This is a genomic window from Gorillibacterium terrae, assembly GCF_051594785.1.
GTDB lineage: Bacteria > Bacillota > Bacilli > Paenibacillales > NBRC-103111 > Gorillibacterium.
In genome coordinates this window covers 258,841-282,634 of the sequence record NZ_JBPPGI010000002.1, presented here as the reverse complement: position 1 = coordinate 282,634, position 23,794 = coordinate 258,841, and the positions used below count along the sequence as shown (strand labels likewise).

The window sequence follows — 23,794 nt, the reverse complement described above, 5'->3', positions numbered from 1 at the left end:
TTCACTCTCCTCCGAAGCGCCGCGCAACCGGCGGCCGCCCATTCTTTCTCTCTATCATAGCGGGCGGAGCGCAGGGCTGCAATGAAACCGTTCTCTCGTTTTCTTTTCACATAATTGCCATTTATGACAACCCAATGAGAGAAAATCTATTTACAATCCTGTTATAACTCGTTATATTTTGATATAACTTGTGATGTCAGGAGGTCTAACATGAAAAAGCTACTGGCTTGTCTGACCGTACTGCTGCTTCTCATGGGGCTTGCTTCCGGGCTGACGGGGTGCGGCAAACCCGATTCCGCCGCTTTGGTTGTCTCGCCCAGCTCACCGGCCGTCGAAACTCCCGCGGCAACCGCTCCGGATTTCCCGAGCGTCTCGCCGTCGCTCCCGCCAACCTCTTTGTCGCTTGCTCCAGCCGCTTCGACCTCATCCGGTTCTGCATCCCCCACCGCTTCCGCTACCCCATCCGGTTCCGCCTCCACCACCGCTTCCGCTACCTCATCCGGTTCCGCCTCCACCACCGCTTCCGCTACCTCATCCGGTTCCGCCTCCACCACCGCTTCCGCTACCTCATCCGGTTCCGCCTCCACCACCGCTTCCGTCGTTCCTTTCCCTTCCGCCGTTCCTTCCCCCTCCGTCGTTCCCTCCGTCTCCGAAGTCCTTTCTTCCTCGCTCCCGACCATCGCTGCCCTTGTTTCCCCTTCAACCGGCAGATCGGTCTCCGGGCTATCCCCGACTCCGACCAAACCTGCCGCTTCCGCATCCTCTCCCACGGCGACCAAGACACCGGCTCCTGCCAAGACGCCTCCTATCCAAAAAGTCCAACTGATCGTATCCGCCGCCGCCAGCCTGACGGAAAGCTTGAACGAACTCCAGCCGCTGTTTGAAGCCAAGCATCCCGGCATCACCCTGGTCTTCAACTACGGAGCGTCCGGCACCCTGCAAAAGCAGATCCAGCAAGGAGCCCCGACCGATGTGTTCCTATCTGCCGCCGCCAAACCCATGAACGCGCTCGCCGAAGAGAAGATCATCGACGCCGCCACCGTAAAGAACCTGCTCGTGAACGACCTCGTCGTCGTGGTTCCCGCCGACGGCGGGTTAATGATCTCCAGCCTGGCCGACCTGAAGCGGGACGATTGCCGCAAGATCGCGATCGGCACGCCCGAAACGGTTCCGGCGGGCAGCTATGCCCAGGAATCCCTCACCGGCTCCGGTCTCTGGGAGGTGCTGCAGCCGAAGTTTGTGTTCGCCAAAGACGTCAAGCAGGTGCTCAGCTATGTCGAGTCCGGCAATACGGAGGCCGGCTTTGTTTACCGGACGGATGCGCTCGCATCCACGAAAGCCAAAATCGCCTTCTCCGTGGACGGTAAGCTGCACAAACCCATCACCTACCCCATCGGCATAATTCGGAGAACGGAGCATCGCGCGGAGGCCGAGCTTTTGTACGACTACTTGATCTCGCCGGAAGCCGCGGCCGTCTTTGACAAATACGGATTTGGTACCTCTCCGTGATTCCCGATAAGGCAAACTGGGGGGAGCTTTGGGCGCCGATCGGCCTGTCGCTCAAAATCTCCCTCGCGGCCAGCGTCGCCGTCTTTCTCCTCGGCCTCTGGCTGGCTTGGCGGATGCGCCATGCCCGCTTTCCCGGCAAAAGCGTCGTGGAAACGGTGTTCATGCTGCCGCTGGCTCTGCCGCCGACGGTCATCGGCTTCCTGTTGCTTGTCGCGATGGGCCGGCGGGGACCGGCGGGAAAGCTGGCGGAGCATCTGTTTCACCATACGCTGCTGTTCACTCCGTTCTCCGCCGTCGTCGCCTCCGTCGTCGTCGCCTTTCCGCTCGTCTACCAATCCGCCAAGACCGGCTTCGAGCAGATTGACCGCCATTTGGAGGCGGCAGCCCGGGTCAACGGAGCGAACGAGCGGCAGGTCTTCCTCTATGTGAGCCTGCCCTTGGCTTGGCGGTCCCTGCTCTCCGGGTATATCCTCGGCTTCGCCCGGAGCCTGGGCGAGTTCGGTGCCACGATGATGGTTGCGGGGAACATTCCCAAAGTAACCCAAACCCTGCCCATGGCCATTTACTTGGCCGTCGACCAGAGCAAGACCGCGCTGGCTTGGTACTGGACCATCGCCACTCTCTTCATCGCCTTCGCGATGATGTTCCTCACCAACCGGCTGAGGGGAAAATAAAGGTCAAAAAACCTATCATAATCTGCACGACAGGCTGACGATTCGGTGCCGAACACTCGAAAAGTCAGCCTTTTTATTGATTAACCCTGTTGAATTAACCGGCACGGTATAATACTTCCCAAGTTGCATCTCGTCAAGAGAAAATGTGCGAACGAGCGACATAGCGAGGGCCCCCCTCTTTTGCTTTCTAAATAGGAATGAATGAATGAATATGGAGGGCGATATCGCTTTTTCCAATTCTTCCGGTGACACGTAAACTATTCTTCAGATCGATGAGGAATAAAGAAAGGGGGATCTGCATGAACAGCGTGGACAAAATCAGATTTATGCTCTTATACGGAGAAGCGCCCGAGGCAACTTGTTACGGGTATATGGAGCTGAATCAGGATGGCACTATGATCGCACTCTACAACAGTTGCGGCGAGGAAATCGACCTGTTTGGCGGACATGAATTTGTCAGGATACGGGCGCTTGGCCAATTCGATGATGAAGACCGCGATAATTTTTACTCCTTGTTGGAAAGTGACGGTGTAGGATAACCGAATAACAGGGAACAAACGGGTTCAAGAAGCAAGAGGAATGAAGAATACGGGCACAGATATAACCAAGCAAGCGGTCGCCTTCCTTATTCCATTTCCTTTGGAGCCGTTACCGGATTTTTGAGGGCAGGGAGTAGGACAACGTCGATTAGCGAAGTGTAGAACTGCTTGTCGAATGTTTTGCGCTGTACGAGTCCGCGATAAGAAGCCATTGAAGTAATAACCTGGCAAGCCATCTCAATGTCCGCGTCGGCGGAGATTTCACCGCGGCCGACGGCCCGGTGCATGAGCTCACGATTCACTGCAGCCCACGGTTCGAAAATCCCTCCGTTAACCGATTCCGGATTCTGAGAAAAAAAGGAACCTAGGCCGGCGAGTACTCGAAGTTTGCGTTCACCTTCTTCGATCGATTGCGGCTTCAATAGCGCGAGCAGATCATTGCGCAAGGTTCCCGTATCCGGCAAGAGGTCAAGCTCAAGATGATTTCGATTCATCCAGGTCAAGGCATCACGGACTAACTCTGCCTTGGAGGACCAGCGGCGATACATGGTCGCCTTCCCGGCCTTCGCTCTAGCTGCGACCATGTCCATTGTCATTCCATCAAAACCGGCTTCGGCGAGGATGTCGATTGTCGCTTCCAGGATTTTAGCATCCCGCGTGTGATCTCGTTTACGGCCTACTGTTTTCGCTGGTTTTTCCGCTGCTTTGTCAGCTAATTTCGATCCGACTGACTCTTCAATTTTAATCTTTTTCATACATTCAACCCCGTTTTCGATACTTTATAGTTTCGGAACTTGACGGTTCCGTATTTGGATGTTTTAATTTAAGTATCCCACACCGAACAGGGAATTTAAAGGAGGAGTACGCCATGGACAAAAAAGTCTGGTTCATCACGGGAGCCTCTCGCGGTTTAGGCCGCATATGGGCAGAGGCCGCGCTCGCGCGTGGAGATGAGGTAGCGGCTACCGCCCGCAAATTGGAAGACGTTTCCGATTTGAAGGAACGTTTCGGAGATCTCGTCCTTCCCATGGCGCTCGACGTAACGGATGCTGAACAGGTTCGCCAAGTTGTTCAGCAGGCTCATTCCCATTTCGGCAAGCTGGACGTTGTCCTCAACAATGCCGGTTATACCTTGGTCGGAATGGTCGAGGAGGCAAGCGAAGCCGATGTCCGCGCTCTGTTTGATGCGAACTACTTTGGTTATCTTCGAGTCATCCAAGCCGCCTTGCCATTGTTGCGTAAGCAGGGCAGCGGGCATTTGCTCAGCGTTTCAAGCGCCCTTGGGATCGAGGCAAGGCCGCTCATCGGCTTCTATTGCTCCTCCAAATGGGCGATCGAAGGACTTCACGAAAGTCTGGCGCAAGAGGTCAAGGACTTTGGGATTAAGGTGACATTGCTCGAACCCGGTGCCTATGCGACCGAGTTTGGCGCTTCAGGTAAGCGGGTACCGGAAATGGACGTCTATGCCGATGTACGGAAGCAGGTGTTCACGCGTCTTTCAAACGAAAAACGCGGCAATCCTCAAGCGACTGCAGAAGCCGTTCTCAAGATCGTGGACGCAGCGGAACCTCCCCTACGATTTGCGCTCGGCTCGGAAGTCTTGCCTTTGGCACGCGGCATCTATGCCGACCGTCTGGCTACCTGGGAAGCCTGGGAGACGGTCTCGAATGCAGCGCAAGGCAACCCTATGCATTAAGCCGTTGCCATTGGACTGGAGCGGACATCAATATCACTCAGCAGAATATATCCGATAACCAACCAGCTTTCTATTTTCGCAAGGAACCTCTCCGACTTTTTCGAAGAGGTTCCTTGTTATACCCTTAAATTTTGCCCTGCTTGTGATATGGTTCAGCTTAACGGGGCTATCGGCGAAAACAAATGGCGGCCCTATGGCCGCCAAGCTTCACCTTCGCTAATGATCGCCGTGACTTTATCGGCTGCCGCTTTCCCCCACGTTTTAAGCTTCTGCTCAATCACACCCACGCCAATAAACCACTTTAAAATTCTCTACTTTAGAGGGCTTGGTCATGTCAGGCTTTTTACAGGGGGAGGCGAAACAGATGGTGGCCCTGTGTGGCAGACATTTTGGGACGGATAAGATAGGGGTTTTTGACCGTTTCAAAAAGCATGCTTTTCGAAAGTTGAGAAGAACAACTATATAAAAACCAGCGGTGTTGGAAGTTCGGAGTGGCTGAATTAAAATCGGACAGCGACTCGCTGCCGCCGAAGAAGAAAATACCAAGCGTTGCTCGACAAACGGCGCAACAAGGAATGCCCCTACACCTCTAACGCAAAAGAAACGGCCTGCTCTCTCGTCATTCCTCTTCCAATCGCAATGGCCTCGTTAAACGGCGCATCGCCGCATTCTAGCCTGCAGGTTCGTTTCGCCTGCTCGTAAATCCATTGAAACTGGGGCTGGGCCGCGGAGCCAAGATTGGCTCGTAATTTCTCGGAGACTCCGATCAGCGTAGCGGCCGCCCGGTATTCTCCCAGCCCGCACAACGCGCTTGCAAGTCCCTCGACTCCTCGCGCGAGGAACCACGTTCCCGGATACGTTTGGCAGATGGCGATGCCTCTCTTGAAAAGTGCCAACGCTTCTCTGGGTTTCTGCCGGTTTAACGCAATATATCCCAAGGCCCGAAAAGGTCCCGACAACTCCAAGTCGTCTTTTGCTTTCTCGAATAGCGCGGCACTTTCGACGAGCAAGGGTTCCGCCCGTTCCCACTGCTGCGCCACCAGGATGTAACCCAGAGAACCTAAGGATGACGCAAGGCTCCAATCGTCGCCTGAATTCCTGGCATGCAGCACGCTCTCTTCTGCTAGCCGAATCGCTTCGTCCGTCAAGCCCGAATGCGATGCCAGCTGAGTAAGCATACGAAGCTGAGATGCCAGGAGCGCCGGATGACCGAGCTTGCGAGCTTCATCCGCGCTTTGTCTGGTCAGGTCTTCGGCTTCCTGGACTTCTCCCATGACCCACAGCAACACGCTAAGACCATGCTTCGCTTTTACCGCGTGTTCTTGAACGGAAGTTTGACTGTGCGTCGCCAGAGCCGCACGCAGCTGCGCGGATCCTTCCTGCAAGGTCCCTTCATGCAGCCAGTAATAATAGAAGCAGGACGCCATTCGTATTGCAGCTTCCGCCCGCGGATGATCGCAGGCTAATTTCAGCGCGGAGCGAATGTTGGCGTATTCCCGCCGAATCGCCACGAATGCGGCATCCCGGTCTCGACTGCGGAACCCCCGTTCCGCTCTTTCTACGAATCGACAGTAGTGCTCGACGAAGCGGCGGATCATCCGTTCGCGTTCCTCGCCGGTGCAGTGCCTCTCCCATTGTTCGCTTCCAAATTGTTTAATCGTCTCGAGCATCGCATATCTGCGCCTAGGTCCGCTACTCGCCAAATCAACAGATAGGAACGATTTATTGAATAGGCTAGCAACCAAGCTTAAGGCCTCCTGGCGATCGAACCGTCCGAGCGAGGGGTTCGATTCCTCATCCACGCAGATCTGTTCGACCGCTTCCAGCTCGAATCCCCCGGTAAAAGCACTCAGCTGCCGCAGCAGCTGCCGCTCTTGCTCCGTGAGCAGGGCGAAGCTCCATTCCAGGGTGGCTCGAAGCGATTGATGACGGGGTGCGGCCGTTCGCTTCCCGGCTGTAAGGACGGCGAACATATCGGACAGCCGTTCGTCGAGTTGCTCGATGCTGAGCACGTTCGTCCGGGCGGCTGCCAGCTCGATGGACAGCGGGATGCCCTCCAGACGTTTGCAGATTCGCCCGACGATCTTCACATCCGCTTCCGATATGCGGAAGGAGGGAGATACGGCGGTCGCGCGCTCGATAAACAGCTGAACGGACTCGCAGGACAGAATGGCGTCATCTGACGCACGATCCCGCAGCTCATTCTCCGTGGGGAACGTGAGCGGCGGAATCCTCCATACGCGCTCCATGCCGATGTTCAACGGCTCCTGGCTGGTGGCCAAAATGGCGACCCTAGGGGAGGCCGACAACAACCGCTCGATGAGAGAAGAGCAGAAATCGATCAAGTGCTCGCAGTTGTCGAACACGAGAAGCATGCATTTGTTCCGGATATGGTTGAGCAAGGACTCGATAAGCGGCCTTCCCTTCTGTTCCTTGACGCCCAATACCGAAGTGATGATTCTCAGCGCCGAGAGCGTATCCATCGCCGAAGCGAGCTCGAACAGCCACACGCCGTCGGGATAAGAATGGCAGGCGTCCGATGCGACCTTATACGCCAGGCGCGTCTTGCCACTTCCCCCGGCACCCGCGAGCGTGACGAGGGGGGAATCGGCAAGATGTTGCCGAATCTCCCAGACCTGTTCGAGGCGGCCGATAAATGAGGACATTCTGCTTGGTAGATTCGTTGCTCCATATGGTGCGGTAGCACTTCGCGGCGATTCATCGGTCCTGTGTGCCGGCGAACCTGCCGATCGGATTCCGGAGTGAACGTCAGCCTCTCTACCCGCAGAAGCAGCTGCGAGAATCGCCTCGAACCATTGTTCGTCAAAAAGGGGATATCTCCGGTTGTTTCCTGACCTGTCGTCATGGAATCGACGGACCGTCTCCCAAAGCAACTGAGCCTCCTCGCGCTCGGATCCACGAAGAAACTTTTGATCAACGACAAAAAGTTGAATCAGCAATTGCAGATTATGAGCGCTCGGCAGCCGTTCGCCATTTTCCCACTGCTGAATCGTCCTTATCTCCACCCCGATCCGCTTGGACAGATCGATCTGCCGCAGCTTCGCCCTTCCGGCCGGGCCCGGTCTCTGCCGCAGTTTGCGAATCATCTCTTCCGGCCATATCCGTTCCGTTTGATTACCTGCCATTTATTCTCCCCCCGGTAACACGAACTTACACGAACTTACACGAACTCTTCGTACGAACTCGCCTGTATTCTTAGCATAGACGTCATCGTGCTAAGATTCAATCATACCGAACACGCCGAGTAAGCGTGAGGAAAAGACTAAGGGAAAACGAGAAGGAGGAATGCGGCATGCCATTCGTACGCATCGCATTCATGAAGGGCAAATCCGCGGAGTATCAAAAGAATGATGTTCCCACGCTATTTGGTTGATTTCGATGTGCAGAAGCTCCCTCGCGTCCGGACGGATGTGATCGTCATTGGGGCGGGGATTGCCGGCTTGTTTACGGCGATTAAAGCGAGCGAGACGAAGTCGGTGGTAATGATTACGAAAAAATCGCTGCTCGATAGCAATACCCGATACTCCCAAGGCGGCATCGCGGCGGTCATCTCCGATGAAGACTCGCCGGAGTTTCATAGGCAAGACACCTTGGTTGCCGGAGCGGGTTTGTGTGACGAAGCAGCGGTAAGCGTGCTTGTGCACGAAGGGCCGGACGGCGTCCGTGACCTGATTCGGATGGGGACCGTATTTGACGAGGAGAACGGCGAATTGGCCTTGACGAAAGAAGGGGCACACAGCCATCGACGTATCCTGCATGCCCATGGGGATGCGACGGGGGCGGAAATCGTGCGCTCGCTGTCGGAACGGACGAAGCAGGACCCGAACATCGAGCTGTGGGATGACCATTATGTGATCGATCTGTTGACCGAGAACGGCGAATGCCGCGGCGCGCTTGTGCAGAAGCCGGATGGGACACGAGTCGTGGTGGAGGCGGACGCCACGATTCTCTGCTCCGGAGGGGCAGGACAACTGTTCCGCTATACGACGAATCCGGACATTGCTACGGGCGACGGCATTGCGATCGCGCTCAGAGCCGGTGCGGAAATTCGCGACGTCGAATTTGTCCAGTTCCACCCGACCGCCTTGTGCTATCCGGGTGCGCCGCGGTTTCTGATATCCGAGGCGGTGCGCGGCGAGGGTGCGATCCTGCGCAACACGAAGGGCGAGCGCTTCATGGCCCGATATCACGAGCAGCTTGAACTGGCTCCGCGCGATGTTGTAGCAAGAGCTATTCTCGATGAGATGGAAGCAACGAAGTCGACGTTTGTCCACATTGATATTACGTATGAATCGGAAGAATTCGTCAAGCGCCGCTTTCCAACCATCTACGACTTCTGTCTGAAATATGGGCTCGATCTGTCCACGGACTGGATCCCGGTTGCACCAGCGGCGCACTACATGATGGGCGGCGTCAAGACGGATCTGCATGGGGAGACAGCGGTGAAACGGTTGTTCGCCTGCGGCGAAGTGTCGTCGACTGGCGTGCACGGGGGGAATCGGCTGGGCAGCAATTCGCTGTCGGAGGCGATTGTGTTCGGCCGCCGCATTATCGGGCAGATCGCAGCGCTGCCGCTGCTGGGCCACGGGGTGCAGCAGCTCTGCGCGGCGACGCACCGGCAAGAGCCGCCGCGGCAGTCGATTGTGGAAAAGCGGCTGAAGCTGCAGAAAATCATGCTGCGCGAAGCCGGTATAAGGCGCGATGCGAAGGGGCTTCGACGCGGATTGGACGAGCTGAAGCGGCAAGTCGCGTTCTTTGACGGGGTATTAACGAAGCAGGAAGAATATGAATTTGCCAATTTGCTTACTTGCGCGTTGCTAACTACGAAAGCCGCTCTGCGACGCGAAGAGAGCCGCGGCGGACATTATCGGATCGATTACCCGAAGCGTGACGACGACCGCTGGATACGCCACATCGTCTTTCGGTTAACGCACGAGGGACAGTTGGAGGAGAGCATTCAAGCGGCTGGAGCTGAACCGCGAACGGATACGCCGCAGGTTTGAGCCGCGGCGGGGTGGAGTCGATGGAGCAGCTAGGGCCGCCTCACGAAACGGAAATAATCGTACGGCAAGAGTCGCTGACCGGGCGTAACGGCCTGAACTTACCGGGTGCCACCTGGTTGCTCTGTTGCCATGTGTAGTCGCCAATCATGTGAACTGGCAGGAAACAGCCCAACGATCAAACCATACGTTTATTACGGAAGCGAGGGAATGTACATGTTATACGAGCTGCGCATTTATACGATTCATGAAGGGAGAATGGATGCGATTCAGCAGCGATTCGAGCGGCACACGCTCGGTATTTTCGAGCGGCTGGATATAAAAGTGGCCGATTTCTGGATCGATCAGACTGGGCAACCGAAGCTGTATTACGTGGTGGAATACAAGAATATGGAAGATCGGCAGCTGAAGTGGGGCACGTTTGTGCAAGATCCGGAATGGGTCGAGGTGCAGCGCAAGTCCGAGGAAAGCGGTCCGATCATAGCGAAGATAGAGGAAATATTTATGAAACGGGCCGAATTTTTTAGGCGTTAACGTCGCTTGCCCTAGCAGTGGATATATTTGAACGAAGCCCAGCGGCAAAGGCTAGCCGCCGGGCTTCGTTTCATTTAAGCTCCCTTCGACAGCAATTGTTAGATTAATCACCGTCTTGCGCGGCTTGCTCCGCTTCATAAAGTTCCGCTCGCTCCGACCGGGCGATGAAGACCAGGGTTCCCCGCACTCCGCATACCTGTTCACAAATCGCCGCGCATGTGTTTACGATTGACACGAGATGCTTGGAGTGGTTTAAGTTTCGCCGTTACTTGTGGTATGGTTCACCGCGATATATCTGTATACGTCAAATCCAGCATACCTAGCATGATTACGAAGTCGATGTGATACTTAGACATTTAAATCGAGGGTCGCTTGCGCGAGAAATCGAGCAGGAAACACCAAATACCCGCTGCTCAATTAATATTTCATTTGCCGTATATTTAGGTGATTGACAGAGCACCAAACGGCGATGCCTGGTTTCATCACGCGAGCCCGAAACCAGATCAGGCCTCCGCTTCGGCGGGAAGAGAGGGGATTTGGTCGCGTCGGCGGAACACGCTGAGCAGGACGCCGAAGGAGATGAATTGCTGCAGGAGCAGCATCGGGCCGTAAGACAAGAAGGGCACGCCGACGCCGATAATGGGCAGCAGACCGAAGCACATGGCGATGTTCCATACGGCTTGAATTCCAAAGTTGGCAACGATCCCCGCTGCCAGACAGCGGCCGAACGGGTCGCGCAGAGCAAGGACGGTCCGGACCATACGAAGGCCCACATACAGAAGGACGGCGATAAACAACAAGGCCGCCCCCCAGCCCAAGCTGTACACCAGATACGGAAACGCCATATCGCTGTACAGGACGGGAAGGGTCTTCAAGGTCGCCCCGAAGCCGTGTCCGGTCCAACCGCCTTCCTGCATGGCCATGCCTGCCTGAATGAGCTGGTAGTTGCTCTCTCCTCCCCAAAATCGCTCTTGGAGGGGGCGAAACGGAGCATACCGGAAGAACGCGACAAACGGGGTCAGCGACAGGCACACGATCCCCGCCATCGCTGCCGTCCGGACAGCCGCCCAGCTCCTCCGTTTCCTCCCATCGGCATTTTGCAGAGATCCCCGCCCATCCCTTCGCAGGCCGCGATTGCGTTTGCCCAAAGCCGCAGCCAAAATGACGGCTGCCGTCAGCCCGTACAAGAGGAGCTCGCTAAAATCGTTGGCTCGTGCATACACGATCCCGGGTACCAGCCAGAACAACAGCACGAAGAGGAAGACGGCGAGAATTCCGCGCCAGCCCGGCTTGCGCCATGGCCTCGAGAAGACGCAAGCGGCGAATGCAGTCAAGAACAAGCTGCCGATCAGGTGAGAAACATCGAACAAATTGGAGCCCAGCTCGATCAGCAGCCTCCCATTGGGCCAGGATAGTTGAGTATAGAAAAATATGCCGATTGCTGCTGCGTACAGCGGCACCGAAGCGCGGGCCAGAATCCGGTACGGAAGCCGACTGAGCGGCAGCAGGAGCAGGAACCCCGCTAACGCAAACAGGGTTTGACGGGGGCCAAAAACAGTGCCATAACGCTTGTCCACCGCAGTAAAATAAGCGAACGACATCAGCGAACCGAATGCCGCAAGCATCGCAAGCGCCGCCCATATACCGTAATCCGGGCGCGAACGGTGCGCCTGGTTGAACTCGCGGCCGATCCGATCCGCGTCGCCCAGTTGGAACAAAGCTTGCCGAACGGCCTCCTCCGCGTTCCAGCCCTCCGCTTCCAGCTCGCGGACAGTTTCGCTCAGGTGGTCGGACAGCTCCGTGCGGAGCTCGCGATGGAGCGGCTTGGCCCTAACCTGTGAACAGACCCGGTCCAGGTAGGCCGTTACCTGAGGCAGTTGCTCCAATCCGTTCATGGCGTCTCCTCCCCGAGAACCCGATCGACCGTGCTGCGGAACAGCCGCCATTCGGCCGTCTTCTCCGTGAGGAGACGCTTACCCGCGGCGGTGACCCGGTAGTATTTTCGCTTACGGCCGTCCTCTTCGCTCCACTCGGCCTCCACGCTGCCATCCGCCTCCAACTGGTGCAGAATCGGGTACAGCGTTCCCTCCTTCAAAGCAAACAGGCCACCGGAATCCTGTTCCAGCTCCTTGGACAGCTCGTAGCCGTACATGGGCCGCCTCGCGAGCAAAGTCAGGATCAGGGTGGCGGTGCTGCCCTTCATCAGTTCCTTGCCGATCCGCATCCGAATCCTCCTTCCATAGCATAGATATACTATGCATAGTAAATCTATGTATAGTAATTGTCAAGCCGCATCCGCCAACCGGACAAGCGGCTGTCCGGTTTCTTCGGTTAGGCTTGTTAGGTAAGTATCAACGAAACCGGAAAGGGATGAATTCGCGACATGAAGAACGAATGGCGAAAGCTAGAGAAGAGCTTTTATTTGCCGGGCGAGCAGCCCGAGTTGCTGGAGATTCCCGCATGGCGGTTTTGGGCGATCGACGGGACGGGCAACCCGAATGCGCCGGATTTCGCCGAGCGGATCGGGGTGCTGTATTCGCTCTCCTACGCAGTTCGGATGATGCCCAAATCCGGCTACAGGCCGGAAGGTTACGGGGATTATACGGTTTATCCGTTGGAAGGGCTGTACAGTCTGCCGACCGACACGCCCCCAGGCGCGAAGCTGGACAAGGACCGGCTGATCTATACGCTGATGATCCGGCAGCCGGATTTTATCACAGAGGAGGTCGCGGAACGGGCTCTCTCGCTGGTTCGACAAAAAAAGCCCCACCCCCTCTTGCCGGAGGTGAGGCTGGAGACCGTGGAAGACGGGCTCAGCGTCCAGTTGCTGCATATCGGCCCGTTCGACGATGAACCGCGGAGCTTTGAGCGGATGCACCGGTTCATCGATGAGCGCGGTCTCTCTTTACGCAGCCTCGAACATCGGGAAATCTACCTGAACGATTTTCGCAAAACGGAGCCGAGCCGGTTGAAAACCGTGCTCCGTTACCGGGTCAATCCGGCTTAATTCAGGCTAATTCCGTCCTAATTCCGTCCTCGCCCTGCGTCCTTCGGATGGATGGCCGTGAGTCCGTTCATGTAAGGCTGGAGCGCCCGGGGAAGGTTGACCGAACCGTCTTCGTTCTGATGATTCTCAAGCAGGGGAATCAGGATGCGCGGCGTCGCCACCGCCGTATTGTTCAAGGTATGGCAGTAGCGCAGCTTCCCCTTCTTGTCCCGATAGCGGATATTGGCCCGCCGCGCTTGGAACTCGCCCAGGTTCGACGACGAATGCGTCTCGCCGTAAGCCTCCCGGCTGGGCATCCACGTCTCGATGTCGTATTGCTTGTAGGTCTTCTGCGACATGTCGCCGATGCAGACCGATACGACCCGGTAAGGCAGCTCCAGCCGCCGCAGCAGCTCCTCCGCGTTGGCGGTAATCTCGGCGTGGCACTGCTCCGACAGGGCATCGTCCGCCTCGCAGAGCACGACCTGCTCGACTTTGGCGAACTGGTGGACCCGGTAGAGCCCCCGCACATCGCGTCCGGCCGAGCCGATCTCGCTGCGGAAGCAGGTGCTGGCGGCCGCGAGCCGGATCGGCCGAGCCACGTCGATCACCTCGCCGCTGTAGAAGGCGACAAGCGGGGCCTCCGACGTGCCGACGAGGCATTTATCCTCATCGGGAATCCGGTACACCTGATCGGCTCCCAAGGGAAAAAAGCCCGTTCCCGTCATCGCTTCCGGCCGAGCGAGCAGCGGCACCTCCATCAGCGTGAAGCCCCGTGCGAGCAGCAGATCGATCGCGAGCTGCTGCACGGCCCGATGGAGCAGCGCCCCGATGCCGGTCAGGTAATAGCTGCGGGTTCCGGCGGCTTTCACGCCGCGCGGGATGTCGATCAACCCGAGCGACTCGCCCAGCTCGACGTGGTCTCGGAGGGGGTAGGCAAACACCGGCGGCTTTCCTGCCTGCCGGATCACCACATTATCCGCGTCCGACTGCCCCGTCGGCGTGTCCGACGAGACGAGATTGGGAACGAGCAAGAGCAGCGCGTTGAGCTCCCGGACGACCTCCCCCAGCTCAGCCTCCGCCTCTGCAAGCTGGGCATTGAGTCGCTTGACCGCGTTCCGCTCCGCGAGCAGCTCCGATTTGGTCGCGCTCAGAATCCGCTGCCGGATCTGCTCGCTCCGCTCGTTGCGCTCCCGCCGATAGCTTTCCGTCTCCTTTTGCAGCTCTCTCTTCCGTCCATCTAGCCTGAGAATTCGTTCCACCGACAGGGCGATTCCCTTGCGGTCCGCCGTCTCCTGCACCTTTTTCGGCTGCTGCCGAATGAGCACCATGTCCAACATCGCCTACACTCCTTCGTTCTATGGGGATGGCAAAACAAAAAGCGCCCTCATCCGTTTGGGACGAGGAGCGCTTCGCTCGCGGTGCCACCCAACTTGAACGAACCGGCGAATGCGGGTTCGAACCTCTTGGTTCCGCGGTAACGGGCGGTCCGGTTCACTTGGAGAATCGCGGCGGGCCCCTAGCCTTCGGGCCGGAAACGGCGGGAACTGCGCTCGCCGCTCCCAGGTACGCCTGCGATTACCTGGCGAGAACGCCTCCGAGTTGGAATCTCATCATCGGCGAATGGGGATATGTTATCGGCAACTATACCATAGGTGAACCCGGGGCGCAAGAGGCGCAGGACCGCAGCTCTTGCGGTTCTTGCGGTTCTTGCGGTTCTTGCGGTTCTTGCGGTTAATACCCAGGTTCCTGATTTCCTATCTCTTACGGTACGGCTCAGCCTTCCGTTCATTCTTCTACAAGGTTTCCAAGGTGATGCGGCTGCCGCCGCCGGCCGGTTCCGCCGGCTCGACGATCAACCGCTTGGGCAGGCGGGCCCGAAGCTCGGGAACGTGGCTAATCACGCCGACTGTCAGATTATCCAGCTGAAGCTGCTCCAGCGCTCCGACGACCGTGTCCAGCAGATCGGGGTCGAGCGTGCCGAAGCCCTCGTCGAGGAAAAAGAATTCCAGCGGCGATTCGCCGGTCAGTTGGATTTGCGCCGAGAGGGCGAGCGCCAGGGAAAGCGAGGTCAGGAAGGTCTCGCCGCCGGACAGCGTCCCGACCGGCCGGCGGATGCCGCCGTTGGCGTCGTCCCGGATGACAAAGCCCCCTTCCGAATCGACTTCGATGGCGTATCGCCTCCGGGTCAACTCGCTGAGGCGGTCCGAAGCGGCCCGCGTCACCTGCAAAAGCTGCTCCTTCGCGACGAAGTCGATGAACGCATTTCCTCTCAGCGCAGCCTGAAGCTTGGCCATCCGATCCAAGTCGATCTGCAGCTCTCCGTTTCGCTCCGCCAGCCGCTGCCACTGGAGATGCTTGGCTTCCACATCCTCCCGGTCGCGCTCGGCCCGGGCCCGCCGTTCCAGCGCCGCCTCGTCCTCGGCCCGGGCGGAGGCGAGCCGTTCCTCCGCCTGCCGCCACTCTTCGTCGGACACGGTCCGACCCTGCCGCTTCCGGGACAGCTCGGCCTGCCGTTCGCGAAGCAGAGCGCTCCGCTCCCGGTAGGTTTGCAGACCAAGCTTCCACTGCGCTTCGGTCTCCGCGTCCAGCCGGGCCAGACGAACCTGCTCCGCCGAAGCAAACGGCGTTCCCGTCCGGGCGGCTTCCCAGCGTTCGCGGCTGTCGGCGAGGGCCGCCGCTGCCGAATCGAACGCCTGCCGGGCCGCCGCCGCCCGCTGTCCGGCCGCTTCAAGAGAAGCGGCTTCCCGTTCCAGCGTCTGCCGCGCGGTTTCCTCTCGCCGGCGCAAGGTGTCCAGCCGGTTCTGCGCCCGGGCCATTCGCTCCTCCAAGGGCTCGTCGGACTCGCCGACCCGCTCTTTCCGTCGGCTCCGCATCTCCTCCAACTGGCGGCGCAGGGCTTCCCCTTCCGTTTCCAGGCGGACCGTCTGCCGCCCCTGCTCCTCCAGCTCCTGCTGCAGCCGGGCTATGCCCGAGGCCAGGGTCTCCATGACCGGCTCGCTGTTGCGCAGCCGGTCCCGCAGCGTGCCGGCCGTGCGGTCCTTCTCCGCGAGCGCCGCCCATTCCGCCGCCAGCTCCTCGGGACTGCGGCCGCCGAACGCTTCCGCCCAAGCGGCGCTCAAGGCCGCCGCCTGAGCCCGGGCCGCTTCGTGCCGGAGAGCCTCGGCGGCCGCGGCTTCTTCGCCGGCCGCCAGCCGGGCGGCGAGTTCCGCCTGCCGGCGGGCCAGCTCGCCCGCCTCGGCCAGCAGCGGCTCGGCTTCGGCCGCGAGGCCGCGGAGCTCGCGCTCGCAGGCGACGAGCCCGGTGCAGGCGGCATCCGCTTGAGCGGCGATTGTGGCGGCCGCGGCAGTCGAATCGCCGGCGCTTGCCGCCTCCGCCGCGGCGAACGGTTCCGCCGCCGTTGCGAAGGCAGCCGGCGCAGAGCGCGGGGCAGCCGCCGCAGCGGTGCGCGAGCCTCCAGCGGCGGCTTCGGCCGCTACCGCCGCCGCGTCCGCGAGCCGCCGCAGCAGCGCGTCCAGCTCCAGGCGCGCCTGCCGGGCGGCGTATTCCCGCTCGCGACAGTCCGCAGCGAGCCGGTCGAGTTCGGCGGCGCCGTCTTCCGGCGCCTCCTCCTCCGCGCCGGCCGGAGCCGGATGCTCAAGCGAGCCGCAGACCGGGCAGGGCTCGCCCGGCGTCAGCGCGTGCGCCAGCTCGGCGGCCAGCCGCTGCCGCTCGCGGGCGGCGTTCGCGCGGCGGTCCGCTTCCGCCGCCGCCGTTGCCTCCGCGCCGAGCCCGGCCAGCCGCGAGCCGGCGGCTTCCAGCGCCGCCGCGAGCTCCCGGCCGCGGGCCGATGCCGCGGCAAGTCCCGCCGCCGCGTCGGCCCGGCGTGCGGCATCGTCTGCGGCGGCGGCGCGCAGCCGGGCCGAGGCTGCCGCGGCGGCCTCGGCCTGCGCGGCGAGCTCGGCGGCCCGGGCGTTCGCCGCCGTCAGCTCCTGCGCGGCGCGCTCCGCCCGGCGCAGCCTCTCCCGCTCGTCCGGCGGCGTCTCCGCCGCGGCAAGCTGCCCGCGCAGCTCCGTCTGCAGGGCCGCCGCGCGAACCTGCTTGCCGCGCTCGGCTTCCAGCCGGGCCTGATCCTCCGCGCAGCGGCGCTCCAGCTCTGTCAGCCGGGCGCGCAGCTCCCGTTCCCGTTCGGCGAGCGCCTTCATCTCGCGCTCCTGGGCGAGCGCCTGGCCGAGCTGCTCCAGCAGCACCTGCAAGGGCGCGTCCTCGGCCGCCCATTCCCGGCGGGCTTCTTCATAGCCGAGCCGCGCGGCTTCATGCCCGGCGGCGGCGCGGACCCGCTCCTCCTCAAGCCGCGTCCGGCCGGCGGCGCATTCCGCCTCCCGGCGCTCGGCCGTCTCCAGAGCGTCCAACAGCGGAACGAGCAGCGCGGCCTGCGCCGAGCGCTCCAGCCGGTCGGCCCGCTCCTGCCAGGCCTCTCGCTGTCCGTCGAGCTCGGCCGCCTCCCGCTCGTACCGCTCCGCCTCCTGCTGCCACTCGCGCAGTTGGCGGAGCTCTTCGAATAGCTTCTCGGCCTCCTGCCTCGCCCGGCGACAGTCCTTCTCTGCCGCCTCCGCATCGGCAAGCCGCAGCCTCGCCGCTTCGACGGCTTCCGCCGAGGCTTCGCCGAGCCCCTGCTGTTCGGCGAGAATCCGCTCCCGCTCCTGCCTCGCTTGGCTGAGCCGCGAAGCGAGGCGGCGGCCAAGCTGCTCGCCGTAGGCCTCCAGGTGGAACAGCCGCTGCAGCATCTCCCGCCGCTCCTTGCCCTTCAGCGCCAGGAATTCGGCGAATTTGCCCTGCGGCAGCACCACCGCGCGGGTGAAATCGGCCATCGACAGGCCGAGCACCTCCTGCACCTTGGCATTCACGTCCTTGTGCTTGTCGGCGATCACCACCTGCTCGTCGTCCCGGTAGCGAATGAGCCGGCAGACCGACGACGACAGCGACACCTCGTCCCCGCGCTTAAACTGGCGCTCGACCCGGTAGCGCTCCGCCCCCTGCTTCTTGGTCAGCTCGAACGTAAAGGAAACGGCCAGCACCGTTTCGGCGTGATTCATGATCCCCTGGGTTCCCTTGACCGCGCGTTCCACCTCGCCGAACAAGGCCAAGGTAATCGCATCGAGGATCGTCGATTTGCCGCTGCCGGTCGGTCCGAATATCCCGAACACCCCCGAGCCGTTAAGCTCGCGGAAATCAACCTCTTGCTTCTGCCGGTAGCTCTGCAGGCCCGACAGCGAAAGATGGATCGGCTTCATGCGTTCGCCTCCTCCTTGCCCGCGGCGGTCTCCCGCTCCGTTTCCTCGTCGTCCTCTTCCTGCAGCAACTCCAGGAACAGCTGCACCAGCTCCGGCTCGGGCTCGGCTCCGCGGGTCTGACGGGCGTAGAAACGGCGAAACAGCTCGTCGATCGGCAGCTTCTCGCCGGTTTCCGCGCGCAGCTCGGATGCTTCGCGGGAATAGACCGGCCGAATGTGGACAATTCCCTCCCGCGCTCTGCGCAGGGATTGAATCTGCTCCATCGACATCGCATCGTCCAGTTGGAGCTCCAGATCGATCCAGGCCTGCGGATCGCGATCCTCCTCCAACCAGCGGTGGACCTCGGCCAGCCCTCCGGCCGCTCTCCAACGCACCAGCGGCCGCCCGCTCGACAGCGGAATTTCGCGGATGACCGCTTCTTTTCCCGGCGCAAGCTCCGCCACCGTGACCGTCTTCGCTTGACCGGCCTCCGAGAAGCTGTAGGCGAGCGGCGAGCCGGAGTAACGGATGGGGTCCGCCGCCGTCAGCCGCTGCGGCCGGTGCAGATGCCCGAGCGCCACATACTGCGCCCCCGCGCAGAGCGCATCCGTATCCACCGCATAGGCGGTCCCGAGCTGGTGGATCGGCCGCTCGGAATCGCTCGTGTCACCGCCGAACACGAACAGATGGCTCATCAGCAGATTGACGCTGTCCTGCCGGAAGCCGGCGCATTGGCGCGCGACGAGCGCCTTGACCCGGTCGGCATAGGCCGCTTGCAGCAGCGCCTCGTCCGCCTCCTCCGACAAGACGGTCTTAAGCCGCGACTCCGACGGATACGGCAAGGCCATCAGCCGCACCCGCTCGCCGGTGCGGGGAATGCCGAACTCCAGCAATTCGGAAATCGGCATCCCGACAAGGGCGATGCTGTGGCTCGCGGCCAGCGGAGCCGCAGCGGCGAGCCGCTCCGGATTGTCGTGGTTGCCGGCAATGACCGCGATGTGCCGCCTGCCGTTCTCGGACAGCCTGGACAAAGCGTCGAAAAACAGCTTTTCCGCCGCCGAGGGAGGGTTTACCGTGTCGTAGACATCTCCCGCCAGGAGCACCAGGTCGATCTCCTCCTCGCGGACGATGCCGATCAGCTCGTCGATAAACCGCTCCTGCTCCTCCAACCGGCTTCGCCCCTCCAGCGTCCGCCCGAGGTGCCAATCCGCCGTATGTAAAATTCGCATGAATAGCCTCCTAACCGCACTGCTTGCAGCTTGATCTTCCGTTTCGCCTCCGGCCTTCCGAACGCTGCCGGGGCTTCGCCGCTTCCCCCGGGAAAGCGGCGGATATAAACCGGCTCGGGGCCGCACGCAGGCGGCCCCGGCATCAACCGAGTCGGCCGAGGCTGACCGCCTCTGCCCGATCGAAGAAATAAACGACGATTTCGTCCGGATCGCGGCCGAGAATATCCCGAACCGCCCGGGCGTACAAGGACAATTGCAGCCGATACCGCTCCGCCCGCTCGCTTGCGCCCTCTCTCCACAAGGCGTCCGTCTTGTAATCGAGCAGCACCAGTCCGCGCGCATCCTCGAACAAGCAGTCCAGGATGCCCTGCATGAGCACCGGCTCCCCGGCGTCTTCTCCCGCCGCTCCCGGCGCGAGCTCCTCGGCCCGCAGCTTCAAGCTGAAGGGAAGCTCCCGGCGCACCCGGTCGGAGAACAAGAGCCGCCGCCCGACCTCGGTCTCGAAGAAGCGGAACAGCTCGGCGGGAACCACCGACGCCGCCTGCTCCTGCGTGAGTAGCCGCCGGGCCGCCATCTCCTGGACGGTGCGCATGATATCCTCCTCCGCGAGACCGGGGTGCAGCGTAAGCCGCTGCATGACGGCGTGGTACACGGTTCCCCGCTCCGCCGCGTTCAAGGCGCGCTTCTCAACGAACCGGGGTCGGCGGAATGCAGCCGACCCGATGGCGTTTGGGCCGGTTGCGCCGCGTAAGTCCGGCCGCTCCGAACGGGCGTCTCCGTCCGTCGATGCCGGAAAGCCCGGAGCCCCGGGAATCGACCGGCGGCCGTCGGTGTCCGTCTCGCCGGTCTCGTCGGCTGCCGGCAGCCGCTCCGACAGGCGCTTCAGCTCGCTGACCGTCGTCTTGGAGACGAGCTGCGTCACCGCCGCGTGCGGGTACGTCCAGGACAATCGCCGATTCACCTCCGCCGCGAGGCGGGGATCGGCCGGCGGTTGGTCGGGACCGAGGCCCAGCCGTTCCAGCCAAGCCGTGCCGCTTTCGGCGGCGGATTCCGCCGTGCTTCCGTCCTCCGCATAGAGGTCGGCCGGCAGGACCGCTATCCGCCAGCGGGAGGGATCGGCCGCCGCCGGCAGAGCCAGAGCGGTTCCCGTTGCCGCGAGCAGCGCCTCCGCATCGGGATGGCGGATGAGGGCCGGACCGATCCAATCGAGGTAGCAGGACGCCGCCGCCAGCTCGTAGTCGGGAAGGATTTCCCCTCCCCCGGAAGCCGCGCGAAGCCAGCCGCCGGCCGCCTTCGTCGCGTCCTTGACGGTCCCGACGAGGATCAGCTTCTCCCGGGCCCGGGTCAAGGCAACGTAGAGCACCCGCATTTCCTCCGCCAGGGCTTCCAGCCTGAGGCGCCGTCGAATGGCCAGAGAAGCGAGGCTCGGATAGGACAACCGCAAATCCAAGTCGATGAATTTCGGTCCGAACCCGAGGTCCTTGTGCAGCAGGAAAGCTCCGTTCAAGTCCTGCCGGTTGAAGACCTTGGACAGCCCGGCGACGAAGACGACGGGGAATTCCAAGCCCTTGCTCTTGTGGATGGTCATGATCTTGACGACATCCTCCTGCTCGCCGAGCGAGCGGGCCGCCCCCAGATCGCCGCCGCTCTCCCGCATCCGGCCGATGAACCGCAGGAAGCGGAAGAGGCCGCGGTACGAGGTTTCCTCATACTGCTTGGCCCGGTCATGCAGAGCGCGCAGATTCGCCTGCCGCTGCACGCCGCCCGGCAGCCCGCCGACGAAATCGTAAAACCGCGTTTCCCGGTACAGCCTCCAGACCAGCTCGGCCACCGGTGTCTGCCGGGCGGCCCGGCGCCAGCTTTCCAGCCGCTGAAGGAAGCCGGCCACCTTCTCCGCCAGCCCGGGATCGAGCGTACCCGCTTCGGGTTCTCCGGCCATGGATCTCCCATGCTTGCCGCCCAAGCCGCCTTCCTTGCGCCCATCCGCCGCATTCCTGCCGCCTTGCCCGGACAGGCTGCCTTTCCCCGCATAGGCCAGCACCGCATCGAAAAACGCGCCCTTACGCTGCCTAACCCGGAGCTGCGCCAGCTCGTCCGAGGTCAGCCCGAACAGGGGAGAATGCAGGACTCCGGCCAGCGGAATGTCCTGGTAAGGGTTGTCGATGATCTTAAGCAGCGACAGCATCACCTCGACCTCCATGGCCGAGAAGAATCCCGTCCCCAGCTCGGCATAAACCGGAATGTCCGCCTTGGCAAGCTCCTCGGCGAAGATCGGCGCCCAGCCCGCGGTCGACCGAAGCAGGATAACGATATCCCGATAGGCGGGCGGACGCGTCTGACCGGTTCCCTTCGCAGAGACGGGAAAGGCGGGACAGCCCTTGCCCATCAGCCGATGAATCCGCTCCGCGATCAGGCGCGCTTCCAGCCGGGCCGTCTCCTGCTCCTGCCGGGTAAGCGCGCCCATCTCCTCGGCAAAGGTGCTGTCCGGGGAGGAATCCGGATCGGAGTCGCCGGACGTCTCCGGTTCCAGGCCCGGTCGGCCGCCGTCCGCCTCCGTTCCGCTGTCCGCTGCCGCTACATCCCCGGAGCCTTGGCCGCCGGCTTCTTCGCCGTGGGCTTTATCCGGGGAGTCAGGCGGCGCCGCATGTCCCGCTTTATCCAGCAGAAGAGCCTCCACGGCCAGATCGGCGTCCGTCTCGGGGTAAGCCGCACCGGCCACCAGCTCGGCGCTGCGGTCGTAGCGAATCTCGCCGACCCGCTCCTCCATGATCTGCCGGAACAGGTAATTGACGCCGTCCACCACCGGAGTGCGGCTGCGGAAGTTGCGCGCCAGGTCGATGCGAAGCCCCGCCGCCTCCCGCCGGGCCGCCCGTTCCGCTGCCTGCGCAGCATCCCGTCCGTCTTCGCGCAGATTTTCTCGCGCGGAGGCGGGGTTCACGCTTTTTCCGGGAGAAGTCCGGTAGGCCTTGTACTTGGCAAGAAACAAACCGGGCTCGGCGAGCCGGAACCGGTAGATGCTCTGCTTGACATCGCCCACCAGGAAGCGATTGCCCGATCCGGGCTGCGCAACCAGCGCCACGATCGTTTCCTGGACGCGGTTGGTGTCCTGGTATTCGTCCAGCAGCACCTCTTCGAATTGACGCCGATAATCCAGCGCCGCCTCCGAGGGCAGAGGCGTTCCGTCCTCGGCCGTCCCTGCGCTGAGAATTTGCAAGGCATAATGCTCAAGGTCGGAGAAGTCCACCAGCCCCCGGTCCCGTTTCGCTTCCCCGAACCGGTCCGCGAAATCGAGCACCAGCTGGGCCAGCGCCTCCATCGCCGGAGCCATCGCGACGAGTTCCTCCTCGTAGTCGGCCCGGCTGCGGTCGAACAGCTCGGCTTTCATCTGGTTCCAGCGCTTCTTCGCCGCGTCCCGCAATTCCTGGGCGGCTTTCACCAGCCCCTTGTCGTAAGCATCGCCGCGGCAGGGCTTCAGCCTGCCGAAGACCGGTTGCTGTGCAGCCTGCTGCAGGCGGTCCCATTCCCCATCCGCGAGCCCGATCAGCTCGCGGATCACCGCCGCTTCCTCCGCCAGACCGCTTCGGTACGGAGCGGGTCCGGCCGGCTGTGCGGCGATCCGGTCCGCCTGCTCCAGCAGTCCGGCGATCGCCGACAGCTCCAGCCGCACGTCGCCGGCCAGGCTGGCAAACCAAGCGTCCGCCCCCTCTCCGCCCCGGAAGCGGGCCGCCATCCCGGTCAGCCATGCCGCAGGCGCGGGATGACTGCGGGAAGCTTCGTACAGCGTTCCGATCAAGCGGAACAGCTGGCCGTCGCCCTTCTCGCCGCCGAAGCCGTCGGCGAGCAGCCAGAAGCCGTCGTTCTCCGCCGCGGCGGCAAAACGGCTGTCCACCAGTTCCTCCATCAGCTCCTGCTTGATGAGCTCGGCCTCCGTCTCGTTGGCAATCCGGAACCCGGGATCGAGGCCGATCGAACGGGTATGCCGGCGGATCACCTCCAGGCAGAAGGAGTGCAGCGTGGTGATCGCTGCCCTCGGCAATAGCGCAAGCTGCGAACGCAGATGGCGCGAAGAGGGGTTTCGCGTCAGCTCGACCTCCAGAGCGGCGCGAATCCGCTCGCGCATCTCCGAAGCCGCCGCATTCGTGAAGGTGGCGACGAGCAGCCGGTCCACGTCGAGCGGATGCTCCTCGTCGCTGATGCGGCGGATGATCCGCTCGACCAGCACCGCCGTCTTGCCCGAGCCCGCCGCAGCCGCAACGAGCGTGTCGCAGCCGCGGCAGGCGATGGCCTGCCACTGCTCGTCCGTCCAGGTCGTGCCGGTTGGCTTCGCCGGTATCGGTATTCGAATGTCCATCGC

16 protein-coding genes are annotated in these 23,794 nt (G+C 61.7%); 7 read left to right on the top strand and 9 right to left on the bottom strand.

The features are described 5' to 3' along the window. Positions 1-161: 161 nt before the first annotated feature. Positions 162-797, bottom strand: a complete 636-nt coding sequence (locus ACSEXS_RS11320) for a hypothetical protein (protein ID WP_438433595.1) — start codon at positions 795-797, stop codon at positions 162-164. Here ACSEXS_RS11320 and modA point away from each other — a divergent pair. The 3 genes from modA to ACSEXS_RS11305 all read left to right on the top strand — a co-directional run bounded on the left by modA (position 679) and on the right by ACSEXS_RS11305 (position 2,722). Then, positions 679-1,509, top strand: coding sequence for a molybdate ABC transporter substrate-binding protein (gene modA / locus ACSEXS_RS11315; RefSeq protein WP_438433586.1), 831 nt, complete (start codon positions 679-681; stop codon positions 1,507-1,509). The two genes, ACSEXS_RS11320 and modA, sit on opposite strands and share 119 nt — an antisense overlap. Further along, entirely contained in the window at positions 1,506-2,183 is a 678-nt protein-coding gene (modB, locus tag ACSEXS_RS11310) for a molybdate ABC transporter permease subunit (RefSeq protein ID WP_438433335.1), read from the top strand. The genes modA and modB overlap by 4 nt, the downstream gene beginning before the upstream one ends. Positions 2,184-2,482: 299 nt before the next feature. Beyond that, entirely contained in the window at positions 2,483-2,722 is a 240-nt protein-coding gene (locus ACSEXS_RS11305; protein WP_438433334.1) for a hypothetical protein, read from the top strand. An 86-nt stretch (positions 2,723-2,808) separates the two neighbouring features. Here ACSEXS_RS11305 and ACSEXS_RS11300 read toward each other — a convergent pair whose 3' ends face one another. Next, positions 2,809-3,477 (bottom strand): TetR/AcrR family transcriptional regulator, encoded by a 669-nt coding sequence (locus tag ACSEXS_RS11300; RefSeq protein ID WP_438433333.1) that lies wholly within the window; start codon positions 3,475-3,477, stop codon positions 2,809-2,811. Positions 3,478-3,590: 113 nt separating this feature from the next. On the opposite strand from ACSEXS_RS11300, the gene ACSEXS_RS11295 reads away from it, so the two are divergent. Continuing rightward, positions 3,591-4,418, top strand: a complete 828-nt coding sequence (locus ACSEXS_RS11295; RefSeq protein ID WP_438433332.1) for an SDR family NAD(P)-dependent oxidoreductase — start codon at positions 3,591-3,593, stop codon at positions 4,416-4,418. 581 nt (positions 4,419-4,999) lie between these two features. Here the strand turns inward: ACSEXS_RS11295 and ACSEXS_RS11290 are convergent. Beyond that, positions 5,000-7,564: a helix-turn-helix domain-containing protein gene (locus ACSEXS_RS11290; RefSeq protein ID WP_438433331.1), complete on the bottom strand. Its 2,565-nt coding sequence runs from the start codon at positions 7,562-7,564 to the stop codon at positions 5,000-5,002. A 225-nt stretch (positions 7,565-7,789) separates the two neighbouring features. Here ACSEXS_RS11290 and nadB point away from each other — a divergent pair, with 225 nt between their 5' ends. Together nadB and ACSEXS_RS11280 are read left to right on the top strand one after the other, a co-directional pair. Next, entirely contained in the window at positions 7,790-9,442 is a 1,653-nt protein-coding gene (nadB, locus tag ACSEXS_RS11285) for an L-aspartate oxidase (RefSeq protein ID WP_438433585.1), read from the top strand. A 213-nt stretch (positions 9,443-9,655) separates the two neighbouring features. Then, positions 9,656-9,973: an NIPSNAP family protein gene (locus ACSEXS_RS11280; RefSeq protein ID WP_438433330.1), complete on the top strand. Its 318-nt coding sequence runs from the start codon at positions 9,656-9,658 to the stop codon at positions 9,971-9,973. A 503-nt stretch (positions 9,974-10,476) separates the two neighbouring features. Here ACSEXS_RS11280 and ACSEXS_RS11275 read toward each other — a convergent pair. Both ACSEXS_RS11275 and ACSEXS_RS11270 read right to left on the bottom strand, forming a co-directional pair. After that, positions 10,477-11,868 carry an FtsW/RodA/SpoVE family cell cycle protein gene (locus ACSEXS_RS11275; RefSeq protein ID WP_438433329.1) on the bottom strand — a complete coding sequence of 464 codons (1,392 nt, stop codon included), beginning with the start codon at positions 11,866-11,868 and terminating at the stop codon, positions 10,477-10,479. Then, complete coding sequence (locus tag ACSEXS_RS11270; RefSeq protein WP_438433328.1) at positions 11,865-12,197, bottom strand: PadR family transcriptional regulator; 333 nt, start codon at positions 12,195-12,197, stop codon at positions 11,865-11,867. The genes ACSEXS_RS11275 and ACSEXS_RS11270 overlap by 4 nt, the downstream gene beginning before the upstream one ends. Before the next feature lie 159 nt (positions 12,198-12,356). On the opposite strand from ACSEXS_RS11270, the gene ACSEXS_RS11265 reads away from it, so the two are divergent. Further along, a complete protein-coding gene (locus tag ACSEXS_RS11265) occupies positions 12,357-12,980 on the top strand; it encodes a GyrI-like domain-containing protein (RefSeq protein ID WP_438433327.1) in 624 nt (207 codons plus the stop codon). Positions 12,981-12,997: 17 nt separating this feature from the next. Here the strand turns inward: ACSEXS_RS11265 and serS are convergent, their stop codons facing one another. From serS to ACSEXS_RS11245, 4 genes are all read right to left on the bottom strand, one after another. Continuing rightward, a complete protein-coding gene (gene serS, locus ACSEXS_RS11260; RefSeq protein WP_438433326.1) occupies positions 12,998-14,299 on the bottom strand; it encodes a serine--tRNA ligase in 1,302 nt (433 codons plus the stop codon). Positions 14,300-14,755: 456 nt separating this feature from the next. After that, positions 14,756-18,232 carry an AAA family ATPase gene (locus tag ACSEXS_RS11255; RefSeq protein WP_438433325.1) on the bottom strand — a complete coding sequence of 1,159 codons (3,477 nt, stop codon included), beginning with the start codon at positions 18,230-18,232 and terminating at the stop codon, positions 14,756-14,758. Next, entirely contained in the window at positions 18,229-19,440 is a 1,212-nt protein-coding gene (locus ACSEXS_RS11250; protein ID WP_438433324.1) for an exonuclease SbcCD subunit D, read from the bottom strand. The genes ACSEXS_RS11255 and ACSEXS_RS11250 overlap by 4 nt, the downstream gene beginning before the upstream one ends. Positions 19,441-19,582: 142 nt before the next feature. Next, the gene (locus ACSEXS_RS11245) at positions 19,583-23,791 is read right to left on the bottom strand and encodes a UvrD-helicase domain-containing protein (protein ID WP_438433323.1); all 4,209 of its coding nucleotides are present in this window, start codon (positions 23,789-23,791) and stop codon (positions 19,583-19,585) included. Positions 23,792-23,794: the final 3 nt, after the last annotated feature.